The organism is Brevundimonas sp., assembly GCF_027484365.1.
In the GTDB taxonomy this organism is placed as follows: domain Bacteria; phylum Pseudomonadota; class Alphaproteobacteria; order Caulobacterales; family Caulobacteraceae; genus Brevundimonas.
In genome coordinates this window covers 28,551-48,586 of record NZ_JAIXTC010000021.1, presented here as the reverse complement: position 1 = coordinate 48,586, position 20,036 = coordinate 28,551, and the positions used below count along the sequence as shown (strand labels likewise).

Sequence of the window (20,036 nt, the reverse complement as noted above, 5' to 3'; positions counted from 1 at the left end):
GGTCACGCCTCGGGCTTGCCCATGTTGACCAGTGTCCGGCCGCCCGCCGCAAACGTCTCGGCCCCCGTCTTCGTGGCCGCGATGACAGCTTCCAGATCGAACGGCACCTTGATCCCGGCCTGGGCCGCGGGCCGCGCCGCGATGGCTGCGACCCAACGCTGGAGGTGTTCGAAGGGTGCGATGTCGACCCCGGACCATTTGTGGGTCCTGACCCAGCACCAGTTGGCGATGTCGGCGATCGAATAGTTGCCCGCGAGCCATTCATGATCCGCGAGCCGCCGGTCCAGCACGCCGAACAGCCGACCGCTCTCGCCCTGATAGCGATCGATCACGACCTGGATCTTCTCGGGAAAATAGCGATGGAACACGTTGGCCTGACCCATCATCGGACCGATCCCGCCCATCTGGAACATGAGCCACTGGAGCACGAGACTGCGTCCCTTCGCGTCGGCGGGCATCAGACGCCCGGTCTTCTCGGCGAGGTAGATGAGGATCGCGCCGGACTCGAAGACGGCGAAGTCTCCTGCGTCACGATCCACGATCGTGGGGATCCGCCCGTTCGGATTGAGCGCGAGGTAGTCGGGCGCCCGCTGGGCCCCCGACAGCAGGTCGACGGCATGGACCTCGTAGTCGAGACCCAGTTCCTCGAGCGCGACGGAGGCCTTCCAGCCGTTCGGGGTCGGGGAGGTGTACAGGTCGATCATGGTGCTTCGTCCAGACGGGAAGGGAGATGCAGGGCGCATCGAAAGCCGATGTGACCGGTCGAGGTTTTCGGCGTCAGCCCGATCCGCGCCGCCGGCCGGTAGCGCGCGCAGTATTCTCCGGCGCAGAGATACGATCCGCCCTTGAGCGTGCGGAGATCATCGCCTGCCGCCGGACCACTGCATCCGCAGGTCGACTTCCGGTCAAACCGGTCCGACGTCCATTCCCAGACGTTTCCGATCATGTCGAACAGGCCGTAGCCGTTGGCCGGATAGGCGCCCACGGGCGTGGTGCCCGGTCCGGGCGTCTCTGACCACCACGGAAAGGCGCCGCGCCAGAGGTTCGCCATCAGCTGCTCGTTCGGGGCGAAGGTGTCGCCCCAGGCATAGACCGCATGGTCCAGCCCGCCCCGCGCGGCGACCTCCCATTCGGCCTCGGTCGGCAGGCGCTTTCCGGCCCAGTCGCAATAGGCGAGGGCGTCTTCAAGAGAGACATGGGTTACGGGGTGATGTTCCAGATCAACGGCGACCGACCCTCCACCCTGCGGACTGTGCCAGGCCGCCCCTTCGACGAAGCGCCACCACAGGTCGGGGCGGCCGAGGTCCACCGGTCCGTCGGTCATGGTGAAGACGGCGGATCCGGCGGGTTCGAGACGTTCGGCGGTGGTGATCCATCCCGTCTCCGCGACGAACCGGGCGAAGGCCGCATGGGTCACCGGCGTGACATCGATGGCGAAGCCGGACACCTCGGCCCAGCGCGCCGGACGCTCCTCGGGATAGTGATCATCCGACCCCAGACGATAGCGGCCGCCGGGGATGATCGCCATCGCTGCGGTCGTCCCCTCGCATCTCATACGGTCATGCCCATCCGGTCTAGGAACCTCTGGGTTTCCAGCGGATTCGTCGGCTTGTTGTCGACCTCGATCAATACACGCTCGATACGGCCGCCGAAGGGATTGGGGCCCGCATATCGCGCCGAGACCTGGTTCCCCAGGTCAGCGCCGATCGTGAAGCCGTCATAGCCGGTTGCGAACAGCGCCTGTTCATAGGTGCGTTCACCGACCTTCCGGCCGTTCACGTAAAGCGCGCCGCCGCCGTCGAAGGGGCGGGCCGTCATGGTCTGGACATAGCGAACCACGTTCCGGCCCCTCCGAAGCAGGCTGTCGGCGACGATCCGTTCGCTCCAGGGCACGAGGCTGTACTCGTAGGACAGGCGACCGTCCTCGACATAGAGGACATAGCCGGCGTGTTTGGACCCCGAGGCCACCAGCACCCCGTCCTGACCGGGCGCCCAGTCCAGCTCGACCGTGATCTCGTGGTCGAGGCCGCAGACCAGCGGCGCCACGTCATGGGTTATCCGCTCGACCGGCGGGCGGAACTCCCAGCGGGGGCGGATGCCCTTCGACTGGCGGTCCTGCACCAGTTTCAGCATCAGGCTGCGGTCGTCCAGCGGGAAGACGCCGTATTTCTCGGCGTCCGCCTGCCACGCCGCCCGAAGTCGCTGGACGACGTCGGGGTGGGCTGCGGCGAGATCGCGGCTTTCATTGCGGTCCCCGCTCAGATCGTAAAGTTCCCAGACGTCCTCGTCCTGGCGGGTGCCGCGCTTATGCCGGCAGACCAGCCGCCAGCGCTCGTCCTCGTAGGCCCGGTTGCCGCCCAGTTCATAGTACTGACCCGTGCGGGTCGCCGCGTCCGCCGACAGCAGGTTCGGCAGGAAGCTGGCTCCCTCCAGCGGCTTTTGCGGCGCGCCGAGATAGGACTCCGGACGATCCACGCCTGCGGCGTCGAGCAAGGTCGGCATGACGTCCACGACATGCACGAACTTCTCCCGAATCTTGCCCTTGTCCCGGATTCGGCTGGGCCAGGACACGATCAGGGGGTCGGCTACGCCCCCGAGGTGGGCATACTGTTTATAGAGCCGGAACGGCGTGTTCGACACGCAGGCCCAGGCCATCGGATAGTGGGGGAAGGTGGCGTCCTCGCCCATCACGCCATAGAGCTCGGCGGCCTTTTCGATCGGGACCGGCCGTCCGAAGGCCGGGGCGAAGACATTGGGCGAACCGTCGGCCGTGCCTTCTCCTGATCCGCCGTTATCGGACATCACCAGAACGACGGTGTTTTCGGCCTGGCCGAGCTCGCTCAGGGTCGCCAGCAGTCGCCCGACATTGGCGTCCATATTGGTGATCATGGCGGCGTAGACCTCCATGTATCGGGCGAAGACGCGCCGCTCGACCGCGTCGAGTTCAGCCCAGGGACGAGCCCCGAAGGAGAGGGGGGGCAGGCTGGTGGTCGCGGGCAGGAGACCCATCGCCTTCTGGCGCTGGAGCCGGGCGGCGCGCACGGCGTCCCAGCCGGCATCGTAGAACCCCTTGTAGGCGTCGCGCTCGCGGCCCCTGGCCTGAAGCGGGGAATGGGCACCCGGATAGGCGAGTTGCAGATGGAAGGGCTTGTCCGGCGACATGGCCTTTTGCGTCCGGATGTAGCTGATCGCCCGATCGGTCAGGTCGTCACAAACATAGTAGTCCTCGGCCGTGGGGGGTTCGATCGGGGCGACGCCGTCATACAGTTCGGACGGCCTGAAATAGTCGGTCGAATGGCCCTGGAACCAGTAGGCTCGCTCGAACCCGCGCGAGGTCGGCCAGTTGTAGTAGGGACCGTTGGGGCCGCTGCTGGCGGCATTGTTCAGATGCCATTTGCCCACGAGGAAGGTCGACCAGCCCGCGTCACGCAGAATCTCGGGCAAGGTCGCGGCCTCGCGGGTCAGGTCGCCGCGATAGCCGGGATAGCCGCTGTCGATGTCGGCCAGCCAGCCCATCCCCGCCGAATGGGAATTGAGGCCCGTCAGCAGCGCGGCCCGGGTCGGCGAGCACATGGCGCAGGTGCGGAAATTGGAATAGCGCACGCCCGCTTCCGCCAGGGCGTCGAACGTCGGCGTCCGGATTTCGCTCCCGTAGCAGCCCAGATCGGAGAAGCCGACGTCGTCCAGCACGATGGTGATGATGTTCGGGGCGCCCTCGGGCGCCGTCGGCAATCCGGCGTAGGAGGGCCGCGAGTCCCTGAAGGATTCACGCACGCGGGCCGCCTGTCCCTCGGGCACGGCCGAGGGCGTGATGTAGGGCGCCATCGCCTCGCGGATCGCACCGACGGCAAGGGCACCGCCGGTCGCGGCCACGGTCCCGGCCGCCGCGCCGATCAGAAGGGAGCGTCGATCCAGATGGCGGCGCGGCCGCTCGTTCGGGGGCGTGTCCGTCATGCCGCAACGCCTTCCGAATGATTTCCTGTGAGAAACGGCAGGCATCCGGTCTCCGCCAGAAGCGGGACCAGCCGGGCCTGAGTCTCGCGATCCAGGGCGGCGAAGGCCTCCAGCAGCGCCTTCAGGCATTTGGCCTGATAGCGGTCGGTCGGCTGCTCCAGTTCGACCCCTCCGGCCCGATACTGAAACTGTGTCCGTCCCGACCGGATGGCCGCCGCGTTCGCGGTGAGAAGCGGAAGGTGATGGGTCGCGCACTCGACCAGCAGAGCCCTCAGGGGCGGTGAATCGACGTCATCGTCCCACTGGCCCTCGACCTCGCCCGACAGATCGTCGGTGATCTGCACCCAGCGGAACAGCCACGGATACCGGTCCCGCATGAGCGCTTGGGGCGTCGGGTCGGTCGCGAGCTGGGTCAGTTGGCCGTAGAAGGCCATGTCCGCCGCGCTCGGGCGGTCGCCAAACAGGAACCCCCGCTCGACCACCCGCTGGTCCAGGGCGGACATGATCCGGGCGGCTGAGGCCTCGATGACCGGTTGCGCCGCCTCGCCGACCCCCACGATGTCGCGTCGTTCGACCTGGCGGTCCCGCCATATCTTCGCCTGTTCGAGAATCCGGGCCTCTCCAGCGCCGCGCACGGCGTCAAAGGCGAGCCAGCGGCTCATCTGCTCCTGGTCCACCGGCCGGGCCCAGCGGTAGAGATACATGGCCTTGGCCAGCCATTCGTCCGCCAGGTCCTCGAGCAGCAGCGACAGGAAGGCCACCGCCGGATCCGTCGGCACCAGACTGCGCGAGCCGGGATGCCAGGCCTCAAGTCGCTCGATCAGCAGGGTTGAGTCGTTCCAGGCCTCGCCCTCCGGCGTGACCAGGACCGGCACCACCTTGGCCTTCATCGCCTGGGCGGCGATGAACCCGACCATGCCCCCCTGCCAGACGAACGGAATTCGCCGATACCGCAGGACTGCGCGCATCTTCATCGAATAGGGTGATCCGATCGCTCCCTTGAGCTGATACAGGCCCGACCCCGCCAGATTCTCTTGCATGCGAAACCTCCGCCCTGGACCGTTGGATCGGTCTACTATTGGCATTCAAGATGCCATAATGATGGGAGCAGGAAGGCCGGTCAATCGAGCTGGCATGGAGCGGTGCTATGTTCGTCGTCCACGGGCTGGATCTGTCGTATTTTACGGGCAAGCTCGAAGCCTATCTGCGCGCCAGGGGCCTGCCCTACCGACTCGAGGAGATGGATACGGGCGCCTTCAAGAGGCTGGCCCGACATACGGGCGTTCGGCAGATGCCTCAGCTGGAGCTGCCGGACGGACGCTGGATGACCGACACCGTCCGGATCATCGACGCCCTGGAAGACGAGTTGCCCCAGCCGGGCGTCACGCCCTCCGATCCGGCCTGCGCCTTCCTTGCCGGACTGATCGAAACCTATGCCGACGAGCATCTCTGGCGACCCGCTCTCTACTACCGTTGGGCCTTCGACGACGATGCACGGCTGATGAGCGCGCGGCTGGCGCGGGGCATGCTGCGCGACGTCGGCGGCCCCCATGCCCTGAAACGGCAGTTCATCCTGCTGCGGCAGCGGGCCCACTATCTGCGCGGAGAAGGGGTGACCTCCGCCAATCGCCATCGGATCGAGGCCGACTACCTGGACCTTCTGGATGCTCTGGATCCCGTCCTGCGTCGGCGCGACTGGGTCATGGGACCGGGGCCGACGCGGGCGGACATCGGTCTCTTTGGCCCGATGTTCCGTCACTTCCATTGCGATCCGACCCCGGGACGGATCATGCGCGAGCGGGCTCCGGCGGTCGCCGCCTGGGCCACGCGGTTGTGGGCGTTCGAGGGCCCGGTCGGACCCGGGGCGCGAACCATGACGTCCGTGCCAGATGATCTGGCGGACCTGTTCCGCCTGATTGCGGATCGCTTTCTGCCGGAGATGGCGGCCAACGCCACAGCCGTGACCGCGGGGCAGGATGAGACCTTGTACCGGCTCGGCGACGCCGTCATCCGCTATCGGCCGAACCCCTATCGCGCCGGGCGGCTGTCGCGGCTGAGCCGCGATTTCGAGGCGCTTGATCCGCCGATGAAAGGACGTGTGGCGTCGGTTCTGGGTGAAGACGGAACACGGGTCCTGTCCGGCGCAACCTTCACGGGGATCCCGCCGGCTGATCCCTCCCGCATCCGCGATCGTTGGGGTCGCGACGTTCGATGAAAAGGTAGATCCATGACTGCGACCTACATCCTCTACGGCATGCCTGTCTCGATGTTCACCGGCAAGGCGCGCGCCTATCTGAGGAAACGCGGCGTGCCTTTCGTAGAGCGGCTGATCAGCGATCCGCGGTTCGTGGGCGAAATTGCGCCGTCGCTCGGCCGTCTGATGATCCCGGTTCTTGAAGCGCCGGATGGGACGATCATCCAGGATACGGCCGACATTCTCGACTATGTCGAGAATGTCCTTCCGCCGGCCGTTTCCATCTATCCCTCCGGCCCGCGCCAGTCTGTCATCGCGCGGATTTTCGAGCTGTTCGGGGACGAGGGGATGATCCGGACCGGCATGCATTTTCGATGGAACTATCCCGAACAGAACATGGACTTCCTGCGGACGGCCTTCGCCGCCGCGATCGCACCGGCCGTCGATCCTTCGCAGGCGGCTGCCGTGGCCGATGGCGCCATGGGCAAGATGCAGAGCTATCTGCCCGCCCTCGGAATAACCCCGACCGTGATCCCGGCCATCGAGTCGGCGTACGACGAGTTGCTCGCAGCCTTGGACTCGCACTTCCGCGTCTCGCCCTATCTCCTCGGCGGCGCGCCTTGCGTCGGTGACTTCGGGCTTCTGTCGTCCTTCTACGCCCACCTCGGCCGAGACCCCTATCCGGCGGAGCAGATGAAGCGGCGGGCCTATTTCGTCTGGCGCTGGGTCGAACGCATGAACGCGCCGGACGCCGACATGCCCGAGTTCGCCGGACTGGACCCTGTGTTGGCAGCTGACGACGGGGTGGCCGAAAGCCTCGGTCCCGTGCTCAGGGCCGTCGACTGCATCTACGGTGCCGAACTGGAGGCCCAGGTGGCCGCCCTGGACCTCTGGCTTGGCGAACACCCCGACATCGTCGCAGGCGACCCGGTCCAGTCGCCGGACCGTGAGCGACGCCCTCGCGGGAAACTGACATTCGATCTTGTCGGGACGCCGGTCACGACGTCCCTGAGGGCGTTCAGCGTCTTCAAACTGCAGGCCGTCACGGACACATTCGCGGCGCTGGATCCGGAGAAACAGGCGTCGGTCAGGGCCTGTCTCGCGCCGCAGGGTCTGTCCCGATGGCTGGACCTCCGGGCGAGCCGCAGACTCGCACGGGTGCAGAACCGTGAGGTTTGGGGCGATCGCTCGACCTGAGCGACCGCCTCCGCACCACCTAGTTCAGGATGTTGCCCAGCTGCATGGCCAGGCCCATGTCGCCGTCGATCTTGATCTTGCCCGACATGAAGGCGGCCGTGGGGTTCAGCTTGCCGGCGGCCATTTCGAGGAAGTCCGACTTGGAGATCTTGACCGTGCAATCAGCCGCACTGTCTTCGTTGTCGACGACGACGGCGTCACCCTTGGCGTCGATGCGGATCGCGCCGTCATCGCCGAAATGGAACTTCACCGTCTTGCCCTTGATTCCCCCGTTGGCGGCGACCCGCCCCCGGATTTCCGAGGTAATTTCGTCTAGCGTCATGTCACCGTCCTCCGGTATGTTGATGGATCAACTCCGTGGCGCCTTTGGCCACCGGGAGTGCCTAATGTTTCGGCATTCATAATGTCAATATTTGGAGCGTGCCTTGGCGGGAACCGCTGATGATCAGCCCTTCGTCGATGGCCGCCGTGTGCGGAGCGAGCGGAGTCGCCTGGCTATCGCGAGGGCCCTGCTGGACCTTGTCCGCGAAACCCGGCAGATGCCGACGATGGATGCGGTCGCCGACCGGGCGAATGTGTCGCGGCGTTCCGTCTTCCGTCACTTTTCCGATACCAATGAGCTGATCGTCGCAGCGACCCACATGCAGCGGGACGAGGTCTTCGCCCGCTTCCACTCCCGCGACATCAGCCTGCTGCCGGAGTCCGAACGGGTCACCGCAGTCGCCCAGCGGCTTGGGCGACTGTGGGAATATGTCACGCCCGCCCGTGCCGTTGCCGGCTCGATGAGGTCCGAGAACTCCGTCATCGACCGGATGCTCCGAGAGGACGATGTGACCCACAGCATCTATCTGAGCACTGTCTTTTCCGCCTCGCTCATGCCGCTGGACGAGGCGGACCGGTCGCTGTTTCTCCAGTCGATGGTTTCCGCCTCTTCCTGGCCGACCTGGATCGGACTGCGTAGGGACCAGCATCTGACCGTCGTCCAGGCCCGGAGGGTCGTGGAACATATGCTGCGGTCCCTGCTGATGGCCGCCCGGCTGAGCTCGAACTGATCTAGAACAGCCGCTTGCGGATGATCCTGTCGCCGCCTTGCGGCAGGCTGAACAGCATGCCGTCCTCGCCCACGGTGATCGGCCCGTCGAAGTGCTTCGGCGCGTCGCCCAGAAAGGCCGGATAGCCGTAGGCCAAGGGTTGCGGCGGCACCAGGTGATTGAGCACCAGCGCGTCGACGCCCGCCGCCTGTGCAGCATCGGCAGCCTGTTCCGGCGTGGCGTGGTAGTCGACGATGTCACGCATGACCTGGGCCAGGTTGGGAAGCTCCCGCTGGTCCAGTCGATGCTCGATGGCCGAAAGCAGGGCCGGCTGCAGCGCCTCATGGATCAGGAGGTCCGCGCCCGTAGCCATGGCGTTCAGATGCGCCGAAACCGCCGTGTCGCCGCTGAAGACCACGCTGCGCCCGCCGTAGTCAAAGCGGTAGCCCACGGCAGGGCTGACGGGACCGTGATCGACCGTGAAGGCCCTGACGACCAGGCCCCCGGCATTGTAGACCACCACGCCGTCCGGCCCGGCCGCCGCCTGTGCGCTGAAGACCATGGGGGTGGCGCCGTGCCCCGTCGGCGGCGCGACCTCCGGACCATGGTGGCCGGTCCGGTACCCGGAATCCAGCGCATAGGCGGCGTTGAATCCGGCCGCGACCGCCTCGACCCCCTCCGGACCGTACAGGGGCGTGGGCTGGGTGTGCGTTCCGCCGACCCAGCGCTGCAGGAGGACCGGGGGGAGGCCGTCGATGTGATCGGAATGGAAATGCGTCAGGAAGATCGCTTCGATTCGTCCGGCGGGAATTCCCATTCGTGACAGATTGCGCGCCGCCCCTTCGCCGCTGTCGACCAGAAAGACCTTGCCGCCGACGATCACAGCGCTACAGGGGCCGGCCCGCGTGGGATCCGGAAGAGGGGAGCCTGTACCGCAAAGCGCGACATTGAGACCGTCGGGCATGGTGGTGACGCTGTCGCGTCCGACCTGGGTGTCGGCGATCCTGGCCAACACCCGGGCCCCGATCGGTCGCTGGAACACGATCAGCAGGCCCGCGGCCAACAGGATGAGAGCGAGGGCGGCGAGGGCGACGCGGCGAAGGGTCATGATGGTGTCCTGGGACTGGTCCTGGTGGCGACCCCGCGGGGGTGGCCGAGCGTTTCGACGACGGCCTTCTCGACCAGCCAGAGGCGGTCCTGGCCCCAGGTCGACAGCTGGCCGAACCGGAAGGACGGCACCCCCCAAAGATCATCGGCGAACATCGCGAGGCGATTGTTTTCAACCTCGGTTCGCCAGCCGTCATCCGCCATCCAGCCCTGGGCCTGCCGCCACTCGAGACCGGCGCGCTGGACCAGCGTCCGCAGGCCCCGGTCCGACCCGGCGTCGACGCCCTCTGCAAAAACACCGCGAAGGAAGGAGGTCGCAAACGCTGGACCCTGCCCGACGCCGATGGCTCCGTGCAGGACGGCAAGGCCCCGCTCCACCGGACGCCCGACCGGATCGGCGACCCGGCCGAACGGGAGCCCGAGCCGTTCAGCCTCCCGCTTGCAGTCCCTGAGGATGTAGTTCCGCTTGGCGGCCGGAACGGGCAGTCCCCGCATGACCATCGGCAGGACGGGACGCAGGCGCAGCTCCACCCGATAGTGGGACGCCAGCGCGATGGTCCGGTCGATCGCCAGATAGGTGTAGGGGCTGCGGAACGAGAGAAACATCTCCAGCGCCGGTGTCGAGAGATCGGCCGAACGGTCCGTCTCCCCGAACCGGAGCTCAGGGCGGGCGGCCACCATCCGGTCCGCGGACGAGTCGCCACACCCCAGGGTCCGCAGACGGGCCTCGAGATCACCCAGACGATCGAGGCCCCAGTACCATTCCCCGGCGTGAAACAGGGTCGCGCCGAGATAGTGGCCCAGGCGGTCGCGCAGCCGGCTTCCCTCCGCAAGGGCAGCCGCCACGACGGTCGCGTCCGCCGTTCCGAAGGCGGTCGCGGCCTCGTCGAGCGAGTCGCCCTGGATCAGGGCGCGGCTGACGACCGGCGCGGCCGCAAGGAATTGCCCTGCGGCAATGGCGGACTGAAGCACGGCCTCGGCCCGACGCACCGCCTCGGTCTGCGGCACCGAGCGGCTCTCATGGGCCAGACCGTAGGCGGCGGCGATCTGTGCGGCGTCGCGGCGGCTGTAGGCCTCCAGTCTCCTGCGTTCCGGAGCCGCCCAGTCGGCCGGCGGCGGGACCAGATGGGGTGTGATCACCACGTCGTATCGCGCGGATATCTCTGCGAGCCTCTCGACCGTCAGGGCGGAATAGGGATCATCCGCCTGATGGAAATAGAGGATTTCGTGCGGCTGCCCGCGACGCAAGCGAGCCGCCTCGAACCGACGCCGTTGATCGTCGCGGCGCCGGTTCGATGTGATCGCCTGCGCGACCAGAGGCCCGATCGCCGCCCTGAGCCCCATGGTCCTGCCCCGAAACGGTCGCGGTCAGAAGTTGCGACGCAGGGTGATGCCGGCCGTGCGCGGCGGCTCCATGAAGGCGCTCTGGCTGCCGGCCTGGAAAGGCGTGTCGAAGATGATGTTGGCGACACGTTCGTCGGTCAGGTTCCGAACCCAGATTTCCACCCCCCATGCCTTGTCGAGCGTGCCCAGGCCGAGGCTGGCGTTCAGAAGGACGTACCCGTCCTGAAGTGACAGAGGGTCCAGGTCCTGGGCGGTCGTGTAGTCAGAGCGATACAGGTAGTTGAGGTTGGCGCGCAGGCCGACGGAGCTGTTCAGGGGTTTCGCAAAGGTGATCCCGCCCGAAATCAGGACATCGGACACGAAGTTCGGCGTCTGGCCGCTCAGGTCCTGCACGGTCTGGCCCGCCACGATCTGGCCGGCCGTCGGACTGGCGTTGGTGAAGTCGGTGTACTGGGCGTCCTGGAGCGTGCCGCCGCCGTCGAGGATGATGTCGTCCGTCAGCTGGATGCGGTAATCCCACTCCAGTCCCTTGCTCTCCAGTCCCCCGGCGTTGATGATCCTGAAGGACGTCCCGTCGAAGGCGTTGGTCTGATAGTTGTCCAGGGTCTGGAAGAAGACGTTGGCGTTGATCTGGGCCCGGCCGTCCCAGAAGCGGAACTTGCCGCCGGCCTCATAGGCATCGACGATCTCGGGATTGAAGATGACCCTATTCGGGTCGGCCACGGGGTTGCCAGGCGTCGTCTGTGCGGCCGTCCGGCTGAGGTTGAAGCCCCCGGACTTGTAGCCTCGCGCATAGCGCACGAACAGGTTCACCCCCTCGGACAGCTCATAGGCGGCGCTGAGCGTTCCCGAGACATCGTCGTCGGTGAACTCCGTCGAGAAGGGGTTCACCGCCGGGAAGTTCTGCAGGGTCCTCAGCGCTGCGAAGGGCGCCAGCGGGCCCACGAACTGGATCTGGGACAGGGGATCGAACGACTGGATCCGGTAGTCGGCGCTCTTTTCCTCGCGCGAGTAGCGCAGGCCGCCAGTGATCTCGAGTTTCTCGGTAGCGTTCCAGGTCGCCTGTCCGAACACGGCGGCGCTGCGGCTCTCGTAGTCGTAGTCGTCGTTCACCGCGACACCGGCCGCGCCGAACGTTCCGACCGGCCGTCCGGTCGCCTGTTCGAGGCGGGTCAGAATGGGGATGGTCACGCCGGGTGCGATCGTGACGCGAGGGGTAATGGCCTCGAGATAGGCCCGGAACTGGGTTCCGTAGCGCAATTCCTGGTCGGCGAAGATATCCTGGTTGAACAGGAACCCGCCGATCAGCCACTCAAGTCGGGCGTCAGGATCGGCGGACGCCAGACGGATTTCGAGGGATCCTTCCTCGATGTCCTGCCCCGTCTTCTGGGTGAGCAGATTGAGGCTGGTGTAGTCGCCGTCGACGGTCGGAAGCGTCTCGTAGGTCCGCCGGGATGCGATGACGGTCAGGTCCGTCGACCCGAGGTTCCAGTCCAGCTGGCCCGAAATCCCCTGGTCTACCGACGCGTCGCTGACCGGCTGGCTCGCCGGATTCAGCGCCACCTCATAGCGGCTGTTGTCGACGAAGACGCCGGAGACGCCGCCATAGGCGCCGGCCGTGCCTGAACGGCGGACGCCGCCCAGCGCCGAGATCGCCACGCCCGTCGGACCGTAGAAGACGGGTACGGCGACGCAGCAGATTTCATCTGTTTCCGACCGATCGGCGATCAGTCGCAGGGTCGCGCTGGGCGAGATGTCCCAGAGCAACTGCCCCTTCACCGACCAGCGAGAACGGTCGTTGTAGGTTCCGCCCGCATTGAAATCCTCGACGTAGCCGTCCCGCTGCTGGGATGTGGCAGTCAGCCGGCCGGCGACCGAATCTCCGAAGATCGGGCCGGTCACGGTTCCGCGGATCTGACGGTAGTTGTAATCGCCCAGCGAACTCTCGATCTGCCCGCCGGGGACGAACTCCGGCAGTTCTGTCTGCACGCTGATGACGCCGCCGGAGGTGTTCCGGCCGAAGAGGGTCCCTTGGGGTCCGCGCAGCACCTCGATCTGGCTGACGTCGGCGAGGTCGCCGAGGGCCGCGCCCGGGCGGCCCCGGTAGACGCCGTCGATGAACACCCCGACCGACTGCTCGAGCCCCGTATTCTGGCCCGGCGTGCCGATGCCGCGGATCGTGAAAATGGTCTGTGTCGACCCTGAGCTGGAATTGACGACAAGGGTCGGCGCGACGATCTGAAGGTCCCGGACATCGCGAACCTGGGCCGCCTGAAGCTGCTCGTTTGAATAGGCCGTGACGGCGACCGGCACATCGAACAGGCTTTCGGGACGCTTCGTCGCCAGGACGACGATTTCATCCAGTGTTACGGGTTCACTGTCCTGTGCGGACTGCGCAACGGCAGCGGTTCCGGTCATCATGGCCGCAGTGAGTGCGAGCAGCGAGACTCCGAGTCCGGTCTTGGCCTTCATATCATCTCTCCCCCTTGGCTGTCGGCGTGATGAAAACCGCAGCCATTGCTCGTCCCGTCTCGTGGTTCACGGCGGACTTGCGAACTACGTTAGCACTATGAGTGTCAAAATAAAGTGGGGTTGATAGGATTGGGCCTTGCGGCCGAAGTGGGTCCCGCTATTCAGGGTTCGCGTCCGGTTCGATCCGACGCGGAAGGCCATTCATTCACCGTTCATGCCGGGGGGCAGCTCTTGAACACAATCGTCCGGATCGCACTTCTCCTGACGGGCGGGCTGACCCTGCCGCTCGCCGCCGGTTTTCTTCTGACGCCCGCCCGGGCAGCACTGCGCCTCGGCCTGGAAGCCTCCGGTCCGGTCGGAATGTCGACCCTGCGCGGTGACTTCCTCGGGATCTTCGTCATGATCGGAGGATCAGCGATCTATGCCGCAGTCCGCAACCGGTCGGATGTTCTGATCATCCCTCTGGTCATGCTCTCGGTCATCATCGCCGGCCGACTGGTCAGCGCCGTGCTGGATGGAAGCGGCCGGGACGCGCTGCCCCTGATCGCTGCGGAGGTCATGATGCTGGCGGTCGTCGTCCTCGGCTATCGCACACTGCCCTAGCTCAGGATTTCAGCGCCAGGGACGAGGCAAACCGGTAGGCGGCCCCGTAGGGCGGTGCGATCAGGCGGCTGGAGTGCCAGCGCCCCGCTACAAAAACGCTGCGGGCGTGGCTGAATTCCTCGAACCCGCGACGTCCGTGATAGGCGCCTGATCCGCTTTCCCCGACACCCCCGAAGGGCAGGTTTTCGTTGGCGAGATGAAGCATGGTGGCGTTCACGGTGACGCCGCCGGAGCGGGTGCTTTCCAGCACCTGACCGACCACCCGGTGATCATCGCTGAAAACATAGAGGGCGAGCGGGTGTTCTCCGGCGCTGACACGGGCGCACGCCGCCGCGATCGACGGGCAGTTCAGGACCGGCAACAACGGGCCGAAAATCTCTTCGCGCATGACGGCCAGATCAGCGGGAGGGTCGATCAGGACTGTGGGGGCGATCCGTCCGGCCAGCGCACAGGCTGCGGGGTCGTGCGTCGCCTGCAGAACCTGAACGCCCCGGTGCCGCGCCTCGTCGATCATGGCCGTCAACCGGGCATGATGCCGGTCCGATACGATGGCCGTGTACTCGGGGTTTGAGGCCAGGTCGGGATAGAAGGTCTCGGCCTGCCGGATCACGGCCTGGCCGAGCGCTTCGGCGCGGCCCCCCGTCGCCAGTACATAGTCCGGCGCCACGCAGGTCTGGCCCGCATTCAGGAACCGGCCCCAGGCCAGGGGGTGGACGACTCGCTCCAGGGGAACCGCATCATCGACAATGACCGGGGACTTGCCCCCCAGCTCCAGTGTGACCGGCGTCAGATGACGAGCCGCAGCTTCGGCCACTGATCGCCCGACCCGGGTCGAGCCGGTGTAGAAAAGATGGTCGAACCTCTGGGCGCAGAACGCTTCGGCGACATCGGCTCCGCCCGTCACGACCGCGACCTGGTCGGCAGGGAAGCGGTCGGCGAGCAGGTCCGCCATCAGCTGGCTGGTGCGGGGCGTCAGCTCCGACGGCTTGACCAGAGCTCTGCAGCCCGCCGCCAGGGCGGCGACCAGCGGGACTAGGGTCAACTGAACCGGATAGTTCCAGGGCGAGACGATACCGACGACTCCCTTGGGGTCATGCCGGATCAGGGATCGCCCCGGCGCCGCCGTGGCGGGGGTACCCACACGGCGGGGCTTCATCCAGGCCGCCAGGGCCTTGCGGGCATGACGGGCCGCCTGGGCCGTCACAGCGATCTCGAGCAGGCGGGTCTCCTGTCTGGATCGACCACCGAAGTCAGCGTCGATGGCGTCGGCGATGGCCGCCTCGTTGTCGAGGACCAGACGCTCTATGGCCTCCAGGTCGCGGCGCCGGTCCGCGAGCGGGCGACGGGGCTGCCGCGCGAATGCCGCTCTCTGGGCCTCGATGCCCGAACGGATCAGGTCACGGGCTTCTGAGATCTCGGGGGAATTCGTCATGGGGCGGTCTCCAGGATCATCGGGGCGGCACGGGTGGCGATCATGATGGTCGGGGCGTTGGTATTGCCGCCGACCAGTCTGGGCATGACCGAGGCGTCGACGACCCGCAACCGTTCCACACCCCGGACTCTCAACTGGGGATCGACGACGGCCAGTTCACCCCGCCCCATCATGCAGGTACCGACCGGATGGTAGAGGGTTTCGGCCCGCGCCCGAACATCGTCCATCAGGTCCGAACGGCTGGTCTTGTCTGGCCCGGGAAGGAGCTCGGCGCGACGGTCGAAGTCGAAAGCTGTCGAGCCGAGCAGGGTGCGGACGATTTCCAGCCCGTCTGTCAGGACCTCAAGGTCCCGGGGCGCAGTCAGATAGGCCGGATCGATCGCCGGCGGCATCGCCGGATCGTTGGAGACGATCCGGAGCCGCCCCCGACTTTCCGGATAAAGGACGCAGGCGTGAAGGGTGGCGCCGTGGCCGAGCGGCATTTCTCGACCATGCGGCGCCGCGAGGCCCGGGGTGAACACCAGCTGGATGTCCGGCAGGTCGCCGGCCTGTGAGGACCGGACGAACGCGCCCCCCTGGATCGGATTGGTCGACAGCGGGCCGGCCCGACCGCCCATCCAGGCGGCGACGCCCCCGATCAGGGTCGGCAGCGCCCGCAGAGACAGGCCGATCGATGTGGCGCTGCGGGTCGAGATCTGACCGATGATGTCGATGTGATCCTGCAGGTTGCGGCCGACGCCCGGCAGGTCGATCTCGGGGGTGACGCCGGCGTTCCTGAGATCGCCGGCGTCGCCGATACCGGACAGTTGCAGAAGCTGCGGCGAGTTGACGGCCCCCCCGCAGAGGATGACTTCGCGCCGCGCCATGGGGAGTTCGCAGCGACCGTCGACCTCGACCTCCACGCCGCGCGCGACGCCAGCCTCCAGAAGGACACGGCGGGTGAGGGCGCCCGTTCGAAGCGTCAGGTTCGGCCGCGACAGGGCGGGCTTCAGGAAGGCGTCGGCCGCGCTCCAGCGTCGAAGGCCGCGCTGTGTGACCTGATACGGACCGAACCCGAGTTGCCCGGCGCCGTTGAAGTCCGGATTGCGTGGGTACTGGAGCAGGCCCCCGGCCTCGAAGAAGGCCTCGGTGAGGGGATTGAGCGGCGACACATCCTGGACCGTGAGAGGCCCGTCCGCCCCGTGGTAGGCGTCAGCGCCCCGTGACTGGCCTTCGACCTCGCGGAACGCCGCAAGAGCGGAATCCCAGTCCCAACCCTCGCAGCCGCAGACGTCGCGCCACTCGTCGTAGTTGGCGTGCGCGCCCCGGATATAGTGCATCGCATTGATCGCGCTCGAGCCGCCGAGGGTTCGCCCTCTCGGCCAATAGAGCCGCCGATCATTCAATTCGCCCTGGGGCTCGGTCTCATAGTGCCAGTTGTAGGCCCGTGACTGGATGGCCAGCCCCATCAGCATCGGTGTGCGGATCACGGCGGCGTCGTCTGATCCGCCGGCCTCGAGCAGCAGAACCGTATGGCGGGGATCGCGGGATAGCCGTTCGGCCAGGACGCATCCGGCGGAGCCTGCGCCTACGACAATAAAGTCGAAGATGTCCGTGCTCATGTTCAGGCGGTGAGCTGCAGAATGAGGGACTCAGCGGTCAGGGCTGGCTTGTCCATACCCCTGATCTCCACCGAGATCTCGTTGCGCAACAACCAGCCGGACCCTCGCGGCGTCGCGCCCAGGAACCGATGGTGGGCCCGGATTTCCGATCCGACCGGCACCGGTGCGATCAGCCGGACCTTTTCGAACCCGTAGTTCACGGCCATCACCAGGCCTTCCACGAGGAGATAGCCCGGCGGCAACATGGCGATCGCCATGGACAGGGTCAGCATGCCGTGCGCGATCGTTCCGCCGAACGGGGTCTGGGCTGCTGCGACGGGATCGACGTGGATGAATTGATGATCACCGGTCGCCGCCGCGAAGCGGTCGATCCGGTCCTGATCGACCAGGACCCAGTCTGACGCACCGAGATCGTCGCCAGTGCGGGTGGCAAGGCTCTCGGCGGAGATGATTTGCGGCATGGGACTCCCGAGGTGGCTCGACGGCTCGGCTTGCCATCTATCGTCACTCATGGTGCAGTATAAGTGACTGGCGTTGGATCATGAAACCCACCGGAAGGCCAGACGACTCACTTCAGCGACCGCACCTTTCAACACGGCGGGTGGTCACAGACTCGGAAAGGCCGATTCCATGAACCCCTTCAAACTCGGGCCGTCCATCGTCCTTGGTCTGTTCGCCCTCATGAACCTGGCGCGTGGCGGGGTTCATGCCTTCAGTCCTGACGGCGGCGCCGGTACGATCGCCGGACTGGATCTGAGCACGTCGGCGGACACGATCATCCCCCTGTTCGCGTTGATCGGCGTCAACCAGATCGGGGTCGGGCTTTTCGAGGGGTTCATTCTCGCGGCCCGAAGGGACCTTGTGACGCTGGGGCTCGGCCTGCAGGCCCTGCTGACCGCGGGGGCCGTCGTGAACCTGCAGTTCTGGAGACCCCTCCCTGTCGAGGTGCCCGGGGAGGTCTTCAACACGATCCTGCTGCCGATCGTCGTGATCGCCTGGCTGGTCGCGGTCTATGGAGACCGCAGGCTTCGGCGCGACAAACGCTAGCGGATCTGGAGTTCGGCGCGCGAGAGCTGACCATTCCGGTCGCGATCCACCCGACCGAAGGCCATGTCATAGGCGTTGTTGTCCCGAATCATCACCGCCCGCGGACGGCCGGCTGCAACACCAAGGGCGATGAAGCGGCGGAACTCGGCGGCATTCAGCGTGCCTGAACGGTCCGCGTCGCTGGCGACAAAGTCCTCGGCTGGCGTGCCCGCTTCGGCGTGATCCGGCGCAGCCGCCAGACCCGACGACAGCAACATGACGGCCAGCAGGGTTCGGTCGATCATCTCCAATTCTCCTCGGTGCTCTATGCCTCTTTACAGAGGCTTCTACATATTGGCATCCTGCATGCCAATATGTACTGGCTCCGATGCGGAGGGCCGGACGGGGAGTGATCATGAAGCGGGCCGTTTGGATCGGTGGAGCCCTTGCCGGGCTGCTCGTGCTTGGGTTCGGCGGGGTTGCGCTCAAGGACTATGTCATCCTGCATATCGCGGGCTGGCGCGCGCCTCCGGTCGGACCGAACCGCCCCGTGGTGTGGGAACCCGGCCCGGCATCGGCGACTGAAGCCCCGGCCGATCGTCCCCCCAATGTCATCGTGATTCTCGCCGATGATCTGGGCTTCAACGACGTCAGCCTGAACGGCGGCCTCGGGGAGGGGAGCGTCCGCACTCCGAATATCGACGGCCTGGCGCAGGGCGGGGCGGTGCTGGCATCGGGCTATGCGGGCAATGCGACCTGTTCCCCCTCGCGCGCAGCGCTGATGACCGGTCGCTATCCGACCCGGTTCGGCTTCGAGTTCACCTCGATCCCCGTCCAGATGGCCCAGCTGATCCCGACCCTGGCGCCAAGGGATCGGGAGCTGCGGCCCGTCTTCCGCCGCGACCGGGTCGATCAGACCCCCTCCTATGAACAGATGGGGGTGCCGGCCGGAGAGATCACCCTTGCCGAGCTCCTCAAGACGCGTGGCTACCACACCATGCACCTCGGCAAATGGCACCTCGGCGAGACTGCGGGAATGCGGCCGGAAGACCAGGGCTTCGACGAAAGCCTTGGCTTCATGGTGGGCGGCCAGATGTATCTGCCGGCGCGGGATCCGGATGTCGTCAACTCGCGTCAGGACTTCGATCCGATCGACAAATTCCTGTGGGCGAACCTGCCCTACAGCGTCCAGTACAACGGCGGGGACCGTTTTCATCCCGACGGCTACATCACTGACTATCTGACGGACCAGGCGCTGGCGGGCATACGGGCGAACCGGAACCGGCCGTTCTTCATGTATCTGGCCTACAACGCGCCCCACACGCCCCTTCAGGCGCTGAAGTCGGACTACGACGCGCTCTCCCACATCACCGACCACCGTGAACGGGTCTATGCGGCGATGATCGTCGCGCTCGACCGCGGCGTCGGGCGGATCATGGCCGAACTGAAGGCCCAGGGACTCGACGACAACACTCTTGTCGTCTTCACCAGTGACAACGGTGGTGCGAACTACATCGGCCTGCCTGACATCAATAAGCCCTTCCGCGGCTGGAAACTGACCTTCTTCGAAGGCGGCATCCGCGTGCCCTACTTCATGAACTGGCCGGCCCGTATTCCGGCGGGAACACGGCTGACGGCCCCAGTCTCGCATTTCGACATCTTCGCCACCGCTGCCGCCGCTGCGGGTGCTTCCATGCCGTCAGACCGTGCGATGGACGGCGTGGACTTGTCTCCCTTCCTTTCGGGGCAGTCATCCGGTCGTCCGCATGAGGCCCTGTTCTGGAGGTCAGGCGGCTATCGGGTCGTGCGCGCCGGAGACTGGAAACTCCAGGTGCTCGACCGTCCGGCCCGGACCTGGCTGTTCGACCTCGCCTCCGATCCAACCGAGCGGAATGACCTGGCCGCCAGCAGACCCGAGGTGGTCGCGGCGCTCAGAGCCCAGCTCGAAGCTCACGACAGGACCCAGAGGGCTCCCATGTGGCCGGCCCTGGTCGAGGCGCCGGTGGGTGTCGACAGGACCGGCGATCAGCCTATCCAGACCGGCGACACCTACGTCACCTGGTCGAACTGAGATC

The 20,036-nt window shown here is 66.4% G+C and carries 18 protein-coding genes; 6 read left to right on the top strand and 12 right to left on the bottom strand.

What is annotated here, in order from left to right; all coding sequences use genetic code 11:
- Positions 1-2: 2 nt before the first annotated feature.
- From Q0044_RS10960 to Q0044_RS10945, 4 genes are read right to left on the bottom strand one after another with little or no spacing between them, the layout of a single operon-like run.
- A complete protein-coding gene (locus Q0044_RS10960) occupies positions 3-704 on the bottom strand; it encodes a glutathione S-transferase family protein (protein ID WP_298162201.1) in 702 nt (233 codons plus the stop codon).
- On the bottom strand, positions 701-1,555 hold the full coding sequence (locus tag Q0044_RS10955; RefSeq protein WP_524536170.1) for a formylglycine-generating enzyme family protein: 855 nt from the start codon (positions 1,553-1,555) through the stop codon (positions 701-703). Before Q0044_RS10955 ends, Q0044_RS10960 begins: the two co-directional genes overlap by 4 nt.
- Positions 1,552-3,954 (bottom strand): arylsulfatase, encoded by a 2,403-nt coding sequence (locus Q0044_RS10950; protein ID WP_298162197.1) that lies wholly within the window; start codon positions 3,952-3,954, stop codon positions 1,552-1,554. The genes Q0044_RS10955 and Q0044_RS10950 overlap by 4 nt, the downstream gene beginning before the upstream one ends.
- Complete coding sequence (locus Q0044_RS10945) at positions 3,951-4,994, bottom strand: glutathione S-transferase family protein (RefSeq protein ID WP_298162195.1); 1,044 nt, start codon at positions 4,992-4,994, stop codon at positions 3,951-3,953. The genes Q0044_RS10950 and Q0044_RS10945 overlap by 4 nt, the downstream gene beginning before the upstream one ends.
- Positions 4,995-5,101: 107 nt before the next feature.
- Here Q0044_RS10945 and Q0044_RS10940 point away from each other — a divergent pair, with 107 nt between their 5' ends.
- Together Q0044_RS10940 and Q0044_RS10935 are read left to right on the top strand one after the other, a co-directional pair.
- Positions 5,102-6,169, top strand: coding sequence for a glutathione S-transferase N-terminal domain-containing protein (locus Q0044_RS10940; RefSeq protein ID WP_298162194.1), 1,068 nt, complete (start codon positions 5,102-5,104; stop codon positions 6,167-6,169).
- A gap of 12 nt (positions 6,170-6,181) precedes the next feature.
- On the top strand, positions 6,182-7,345 hold the full coding sequence (locus Q0044_RS10935) for a glutathione S-transferase family protein (protein ID WP_298162192.1): 1,164 nt from the start codon (positions 6,182-6,184) through the stop codon (positions 7,343-7,345).
- Positions 7,346-7,364: 19 nt separating this feature from the next.
- On the opposite strand, the gene Q0044_RS10930 is transcribed toward Q0044_RS10935, so the two are convergent.
- Entirely contained in the window at positions 7,365-7,667 is a 303-nt protein-coding gene (locus Q0044_RS10930; protein WP_298162191.1) for an SCP2 sterol-binding domain-containing protein, read from the bottom strand.
- Between the two features lie 103 nt (positions 7,668-7,770).
- Between Q0044_RS10930 and Q0044_RS10925 the strand changes: the two genes are divergently transcribed.
- Complete coding sequence (locus Q0044_RS10925) at positions 7,771-8,397, top strand: TetR/AcrR family transcriptional regulator (RefSeq protein WP_298162190.1); 627 nt, start codon at positions 7,771-7,773, stop codon at positions 8,395-8,397.
- A gap of 1 nt (position 8,398) precedes the next feature.
- On the opposite strand, the gene Q0044_RS10920 is transcribed toward Q0044_RS10925, so the two are convergent.
- The 3 genes from Q0044_RS10920 to Q0044_RS10910 all read right to left on the bottom strand — a co-directional run bounded on the left by Q0044_RS10920 (position 8,399) and on the right by Q0044_RS10910 (position 13,299).
- A complete protein-coding gene (locus Q0044_RS10920) occupies positions 8,399-9,484 on the bottom strand; it encodes an MBL fold metallo-hydrolase (protein ID WP_298162189.1) in 1,086 nt (361 codons plus the stop codon).
- Positions 9,481-10,731 carry a DsbA family protein gene (locus Q0044_RS10915; RefSeq protein ID WP_298162188.1) on the bottom strand — a complete coding sequence of 417 codons (1,251 nt, stop codon included), beginning with the start codon at positions 10,729-10,731 and terminating at the stop codon, positions 9,481-9,483. Before Q0044_RS10915 ends, Q0044_RS10920 begins: the two co-directional genes overlap by 4 nt.
- Before the next feature lie 120 nt (positions 10,732-10,851).
- On the bottom strand, positions 10,852-13,299 hold the full coding sequence (locus Q0044_RS10910) for a TonB-dependent receptor (protein ID WP_298162187.1): 2,448 nt from the start codon (positions 13,297-13,299) through the stop codon (positions 10,852-10,854).
- Positions 13,300-13,530: 231 nt separating this feature from the next.
- Between Q0044_RS10910 and Q0044_RS10905 the strand changes: the two genes are divergently transcribed.
- Positions 13,531-13,902 (top strand): hypothetical protein, encoded by a 372-nt coding sequence (locus tag Q0044_RS10905; protein ID WP_298162185.1) that lies wholly within the window; start codon positions 13,531-13,533, stop codon positions 13,900-13,902.
- Position 13,903: 1 nt separating this feature from the next.
- Here Q0044_RS10905 and Q0044_RS10900 read toward each other — a convergent pair whose 3' ends face one another.
- The 3 genes from Q0044_RS10900 to Q0044_RS10890 are packed head-to-tail and all read right to left on the bottom strand — an operon-like array spanning position 13,904 to position 17,396.
- Entirely contained in the window at positions 13,904-15,334 is a 1,431-nt protein-coding gene (locus tag Q0044_RS10900) for an aldehyde dehydrogenase family protein (protein ID WP_298162184.1), read from the bottom strand.
- A complete protein-coding gene (locus Q0044_RS10895; RefSeq protein ID WP_298162183.1) occupies positions 15,331-16,935 on the bottom strand; it encodes a GMC family oxidoreductase in 1,605 nt (534 codons plus the stop codon). Before Q0044_RS10895 ends, Q0044_RS10900 begins: the two co-directional genes overlap by 4 nt.
- Positions 16,936-16,937: 2 nt before the next feature.
- Positions 16,938-17,396: a MaoC family dehydratase gene (locus Q0044_RS10890; RefSeq protein WP_298162182.1), complete on the bottom strand. Its 459-nt coding sequence runs from the start codon at positions 17,394-17,396 to the stop codon at positions 16,938-16,940.
- Positions 17,397-17,565: 169 nt separating this feature from the next.
- Between Q0044_RS10890 and Q0044_RS10885 the strand changes: the two genes are divergently transcribed.
- Positions 17,566-17,982, top strand: coding sequence for a hypothetical protein (locus tag Q0044_RS10885; RefSeq protein WP_298162181.1), 417 nt, complete (start codon positions 17,566-17,568; stop codon positions 17,980-17,982).
- On the opposite strand, the gene Q0044_RS10880 is transcribed toward Q0044_RS10885, so the two are convergent.
- A complete protein-coding gene (locus Q0044_RS10880; RefSeq protein ID WP_298162180.1) occupies positions 17,979-18,266 on the bottom strand; it encodes an EF-hand domain-containing protein in 288 nt (95 codons plus the stop codon). The genes Q0044_RS10885 and Q0044_RS10880 overlap by 4 nt on opposite strands.
- 110 nt (positions 18,267-18,376) lie before the next feature.
- Here Q0044_RS10880 and Q0044_RS10875 point away from each other — a divergent pair, with 110 nt between their 5' ends.
- Complete coding sequence (locus Q0044_RS10875) at positions 18,377-20,032, top strand: sulfatase-like hydrolase/transferase (RefSeq protein ID WP_298162178.1); 1,656 nt, start codon at positions 18,377-18,379, stop codon at positions 20,030-20,032.
- Positions 20,033-20,036: the final 4 nt, after the last annotated feature.

What these genes read in the sequence shown, in the direction of transcription:
- Q0044_RS10945 (WP_298162195.1), bottom strand. Translation starts at nt 4,994, where the DNA reads ATGCAAGAGAATCTGGCGGGGTCGGGCCTGTATCAGCTCAAGGGAGCG.
- Q0044_RS10890 (WP_298162182.1), bottom strand. Translation starts at nt 17,396, where the DNA reads ATGCCGCAAATCATCTCCGCCGAGAGCCTTGCCACCCGCACTGGCGAC.
- Q0044_RS10935 (WP_298162192.1), top strand. Translation starts at nt 6,182, where the DNA reads ATGACTGCGACCTACATCCTCTACGGCATGCCTGTCTCGATGTTCACC.
- Q0044_RS10895 (WP_298162183.1), bottom strand. Translation starts at nt 16,935, where the DNA reads ATGAGCACGGACATCTTCGACTTTATTGTCGTAGGCGCAGGCTCCGCC.
- Q0044_RS10875 (WP_298162178.1), top strand. Translation starts at nt 18,377, where the DNA reads ATGAAGCGGGCCGTTTGGATCGGTGGAGCCCTTGCCGGGCTGCTCGTG.
- Q0044_RS10880 (WP_298162180.1), bottom strand. Translation starts at nt 18,266, where the DNA reads ATGATCGACCGAACCCTGCTGGCCGTCATGTTGCTGTCGTCGGGTCTG.
- Q0044_RS10885 (WP_298162181.1), top strand. Translation starts at nt 17,566, where the DNA reads ATGAACCCCTTCAAACTCGGGCCGTCCATCGTCCTTGGTCTGTTCGCC.
- Q0044_RS10920 (WP_298162189.1), bottom strand. Translation starts at nt 9,484, where the DNA reads ATGACCCTTCGCCGCGTCGCCCTCGCCGCCCTCGCTCTCATCCTGTTG.
- Q0044_RS10960 (WP_298162201.1), bottom strand. Translation starts at nt 704, where the DNA reads ATGATCGACCTGTACACCTCCCCGACCCCGAACGGCTGGAAGGCCTCC.
- Q0044_RS10955 (WP_524536170.1), bottom strand. Translation starts at nt 1,555, where the DNA reads ATGAGATGCGAGGGGACGACCGCAGCGATGGCGATCATCCCCGGCGGC.
- Q0044_RS10950 (WP_298162197.1), bottom strand. Translation starts at nt 3,954, where the DNA reads ATGACGGACACGCCCCCGAACGAGCGGCCGCGCCGCCATCTGGATCGA.
- Q0044_RS10900 (WP_298162184.1), bottom strand. Translation starts at nt 15,334, where the DNA reads ATGACGAATTCCCCCGAGATCTCAGAAGCCCGTGACCTGATCCGTTCG.
- Q0044_RS10930 (WP_298162191.1), bottom strand. Translation starts at nt 7,667, where the DNA reads ATGACGCTAGACGAAATTACCTCGGAAATCCGGGGGCGGGTCGCCGCC.
- Q0044_RS10910 (WP_298162187.1), bottom strand. Translation starts at nt 13,299, where the DNA reads ATGAAGGCCAAGACCGGACTCGGAGTCTCGCTGCTCGCACTCACTGCG.
- Q0044_RS10940 (WP_298162194.1), top strand. Translation starts at nt 5,102, where the DNA reads ATGTTCGTCGTCCACGGGCTGGATCTGTCGTATTTTACGGGCAAGCTC.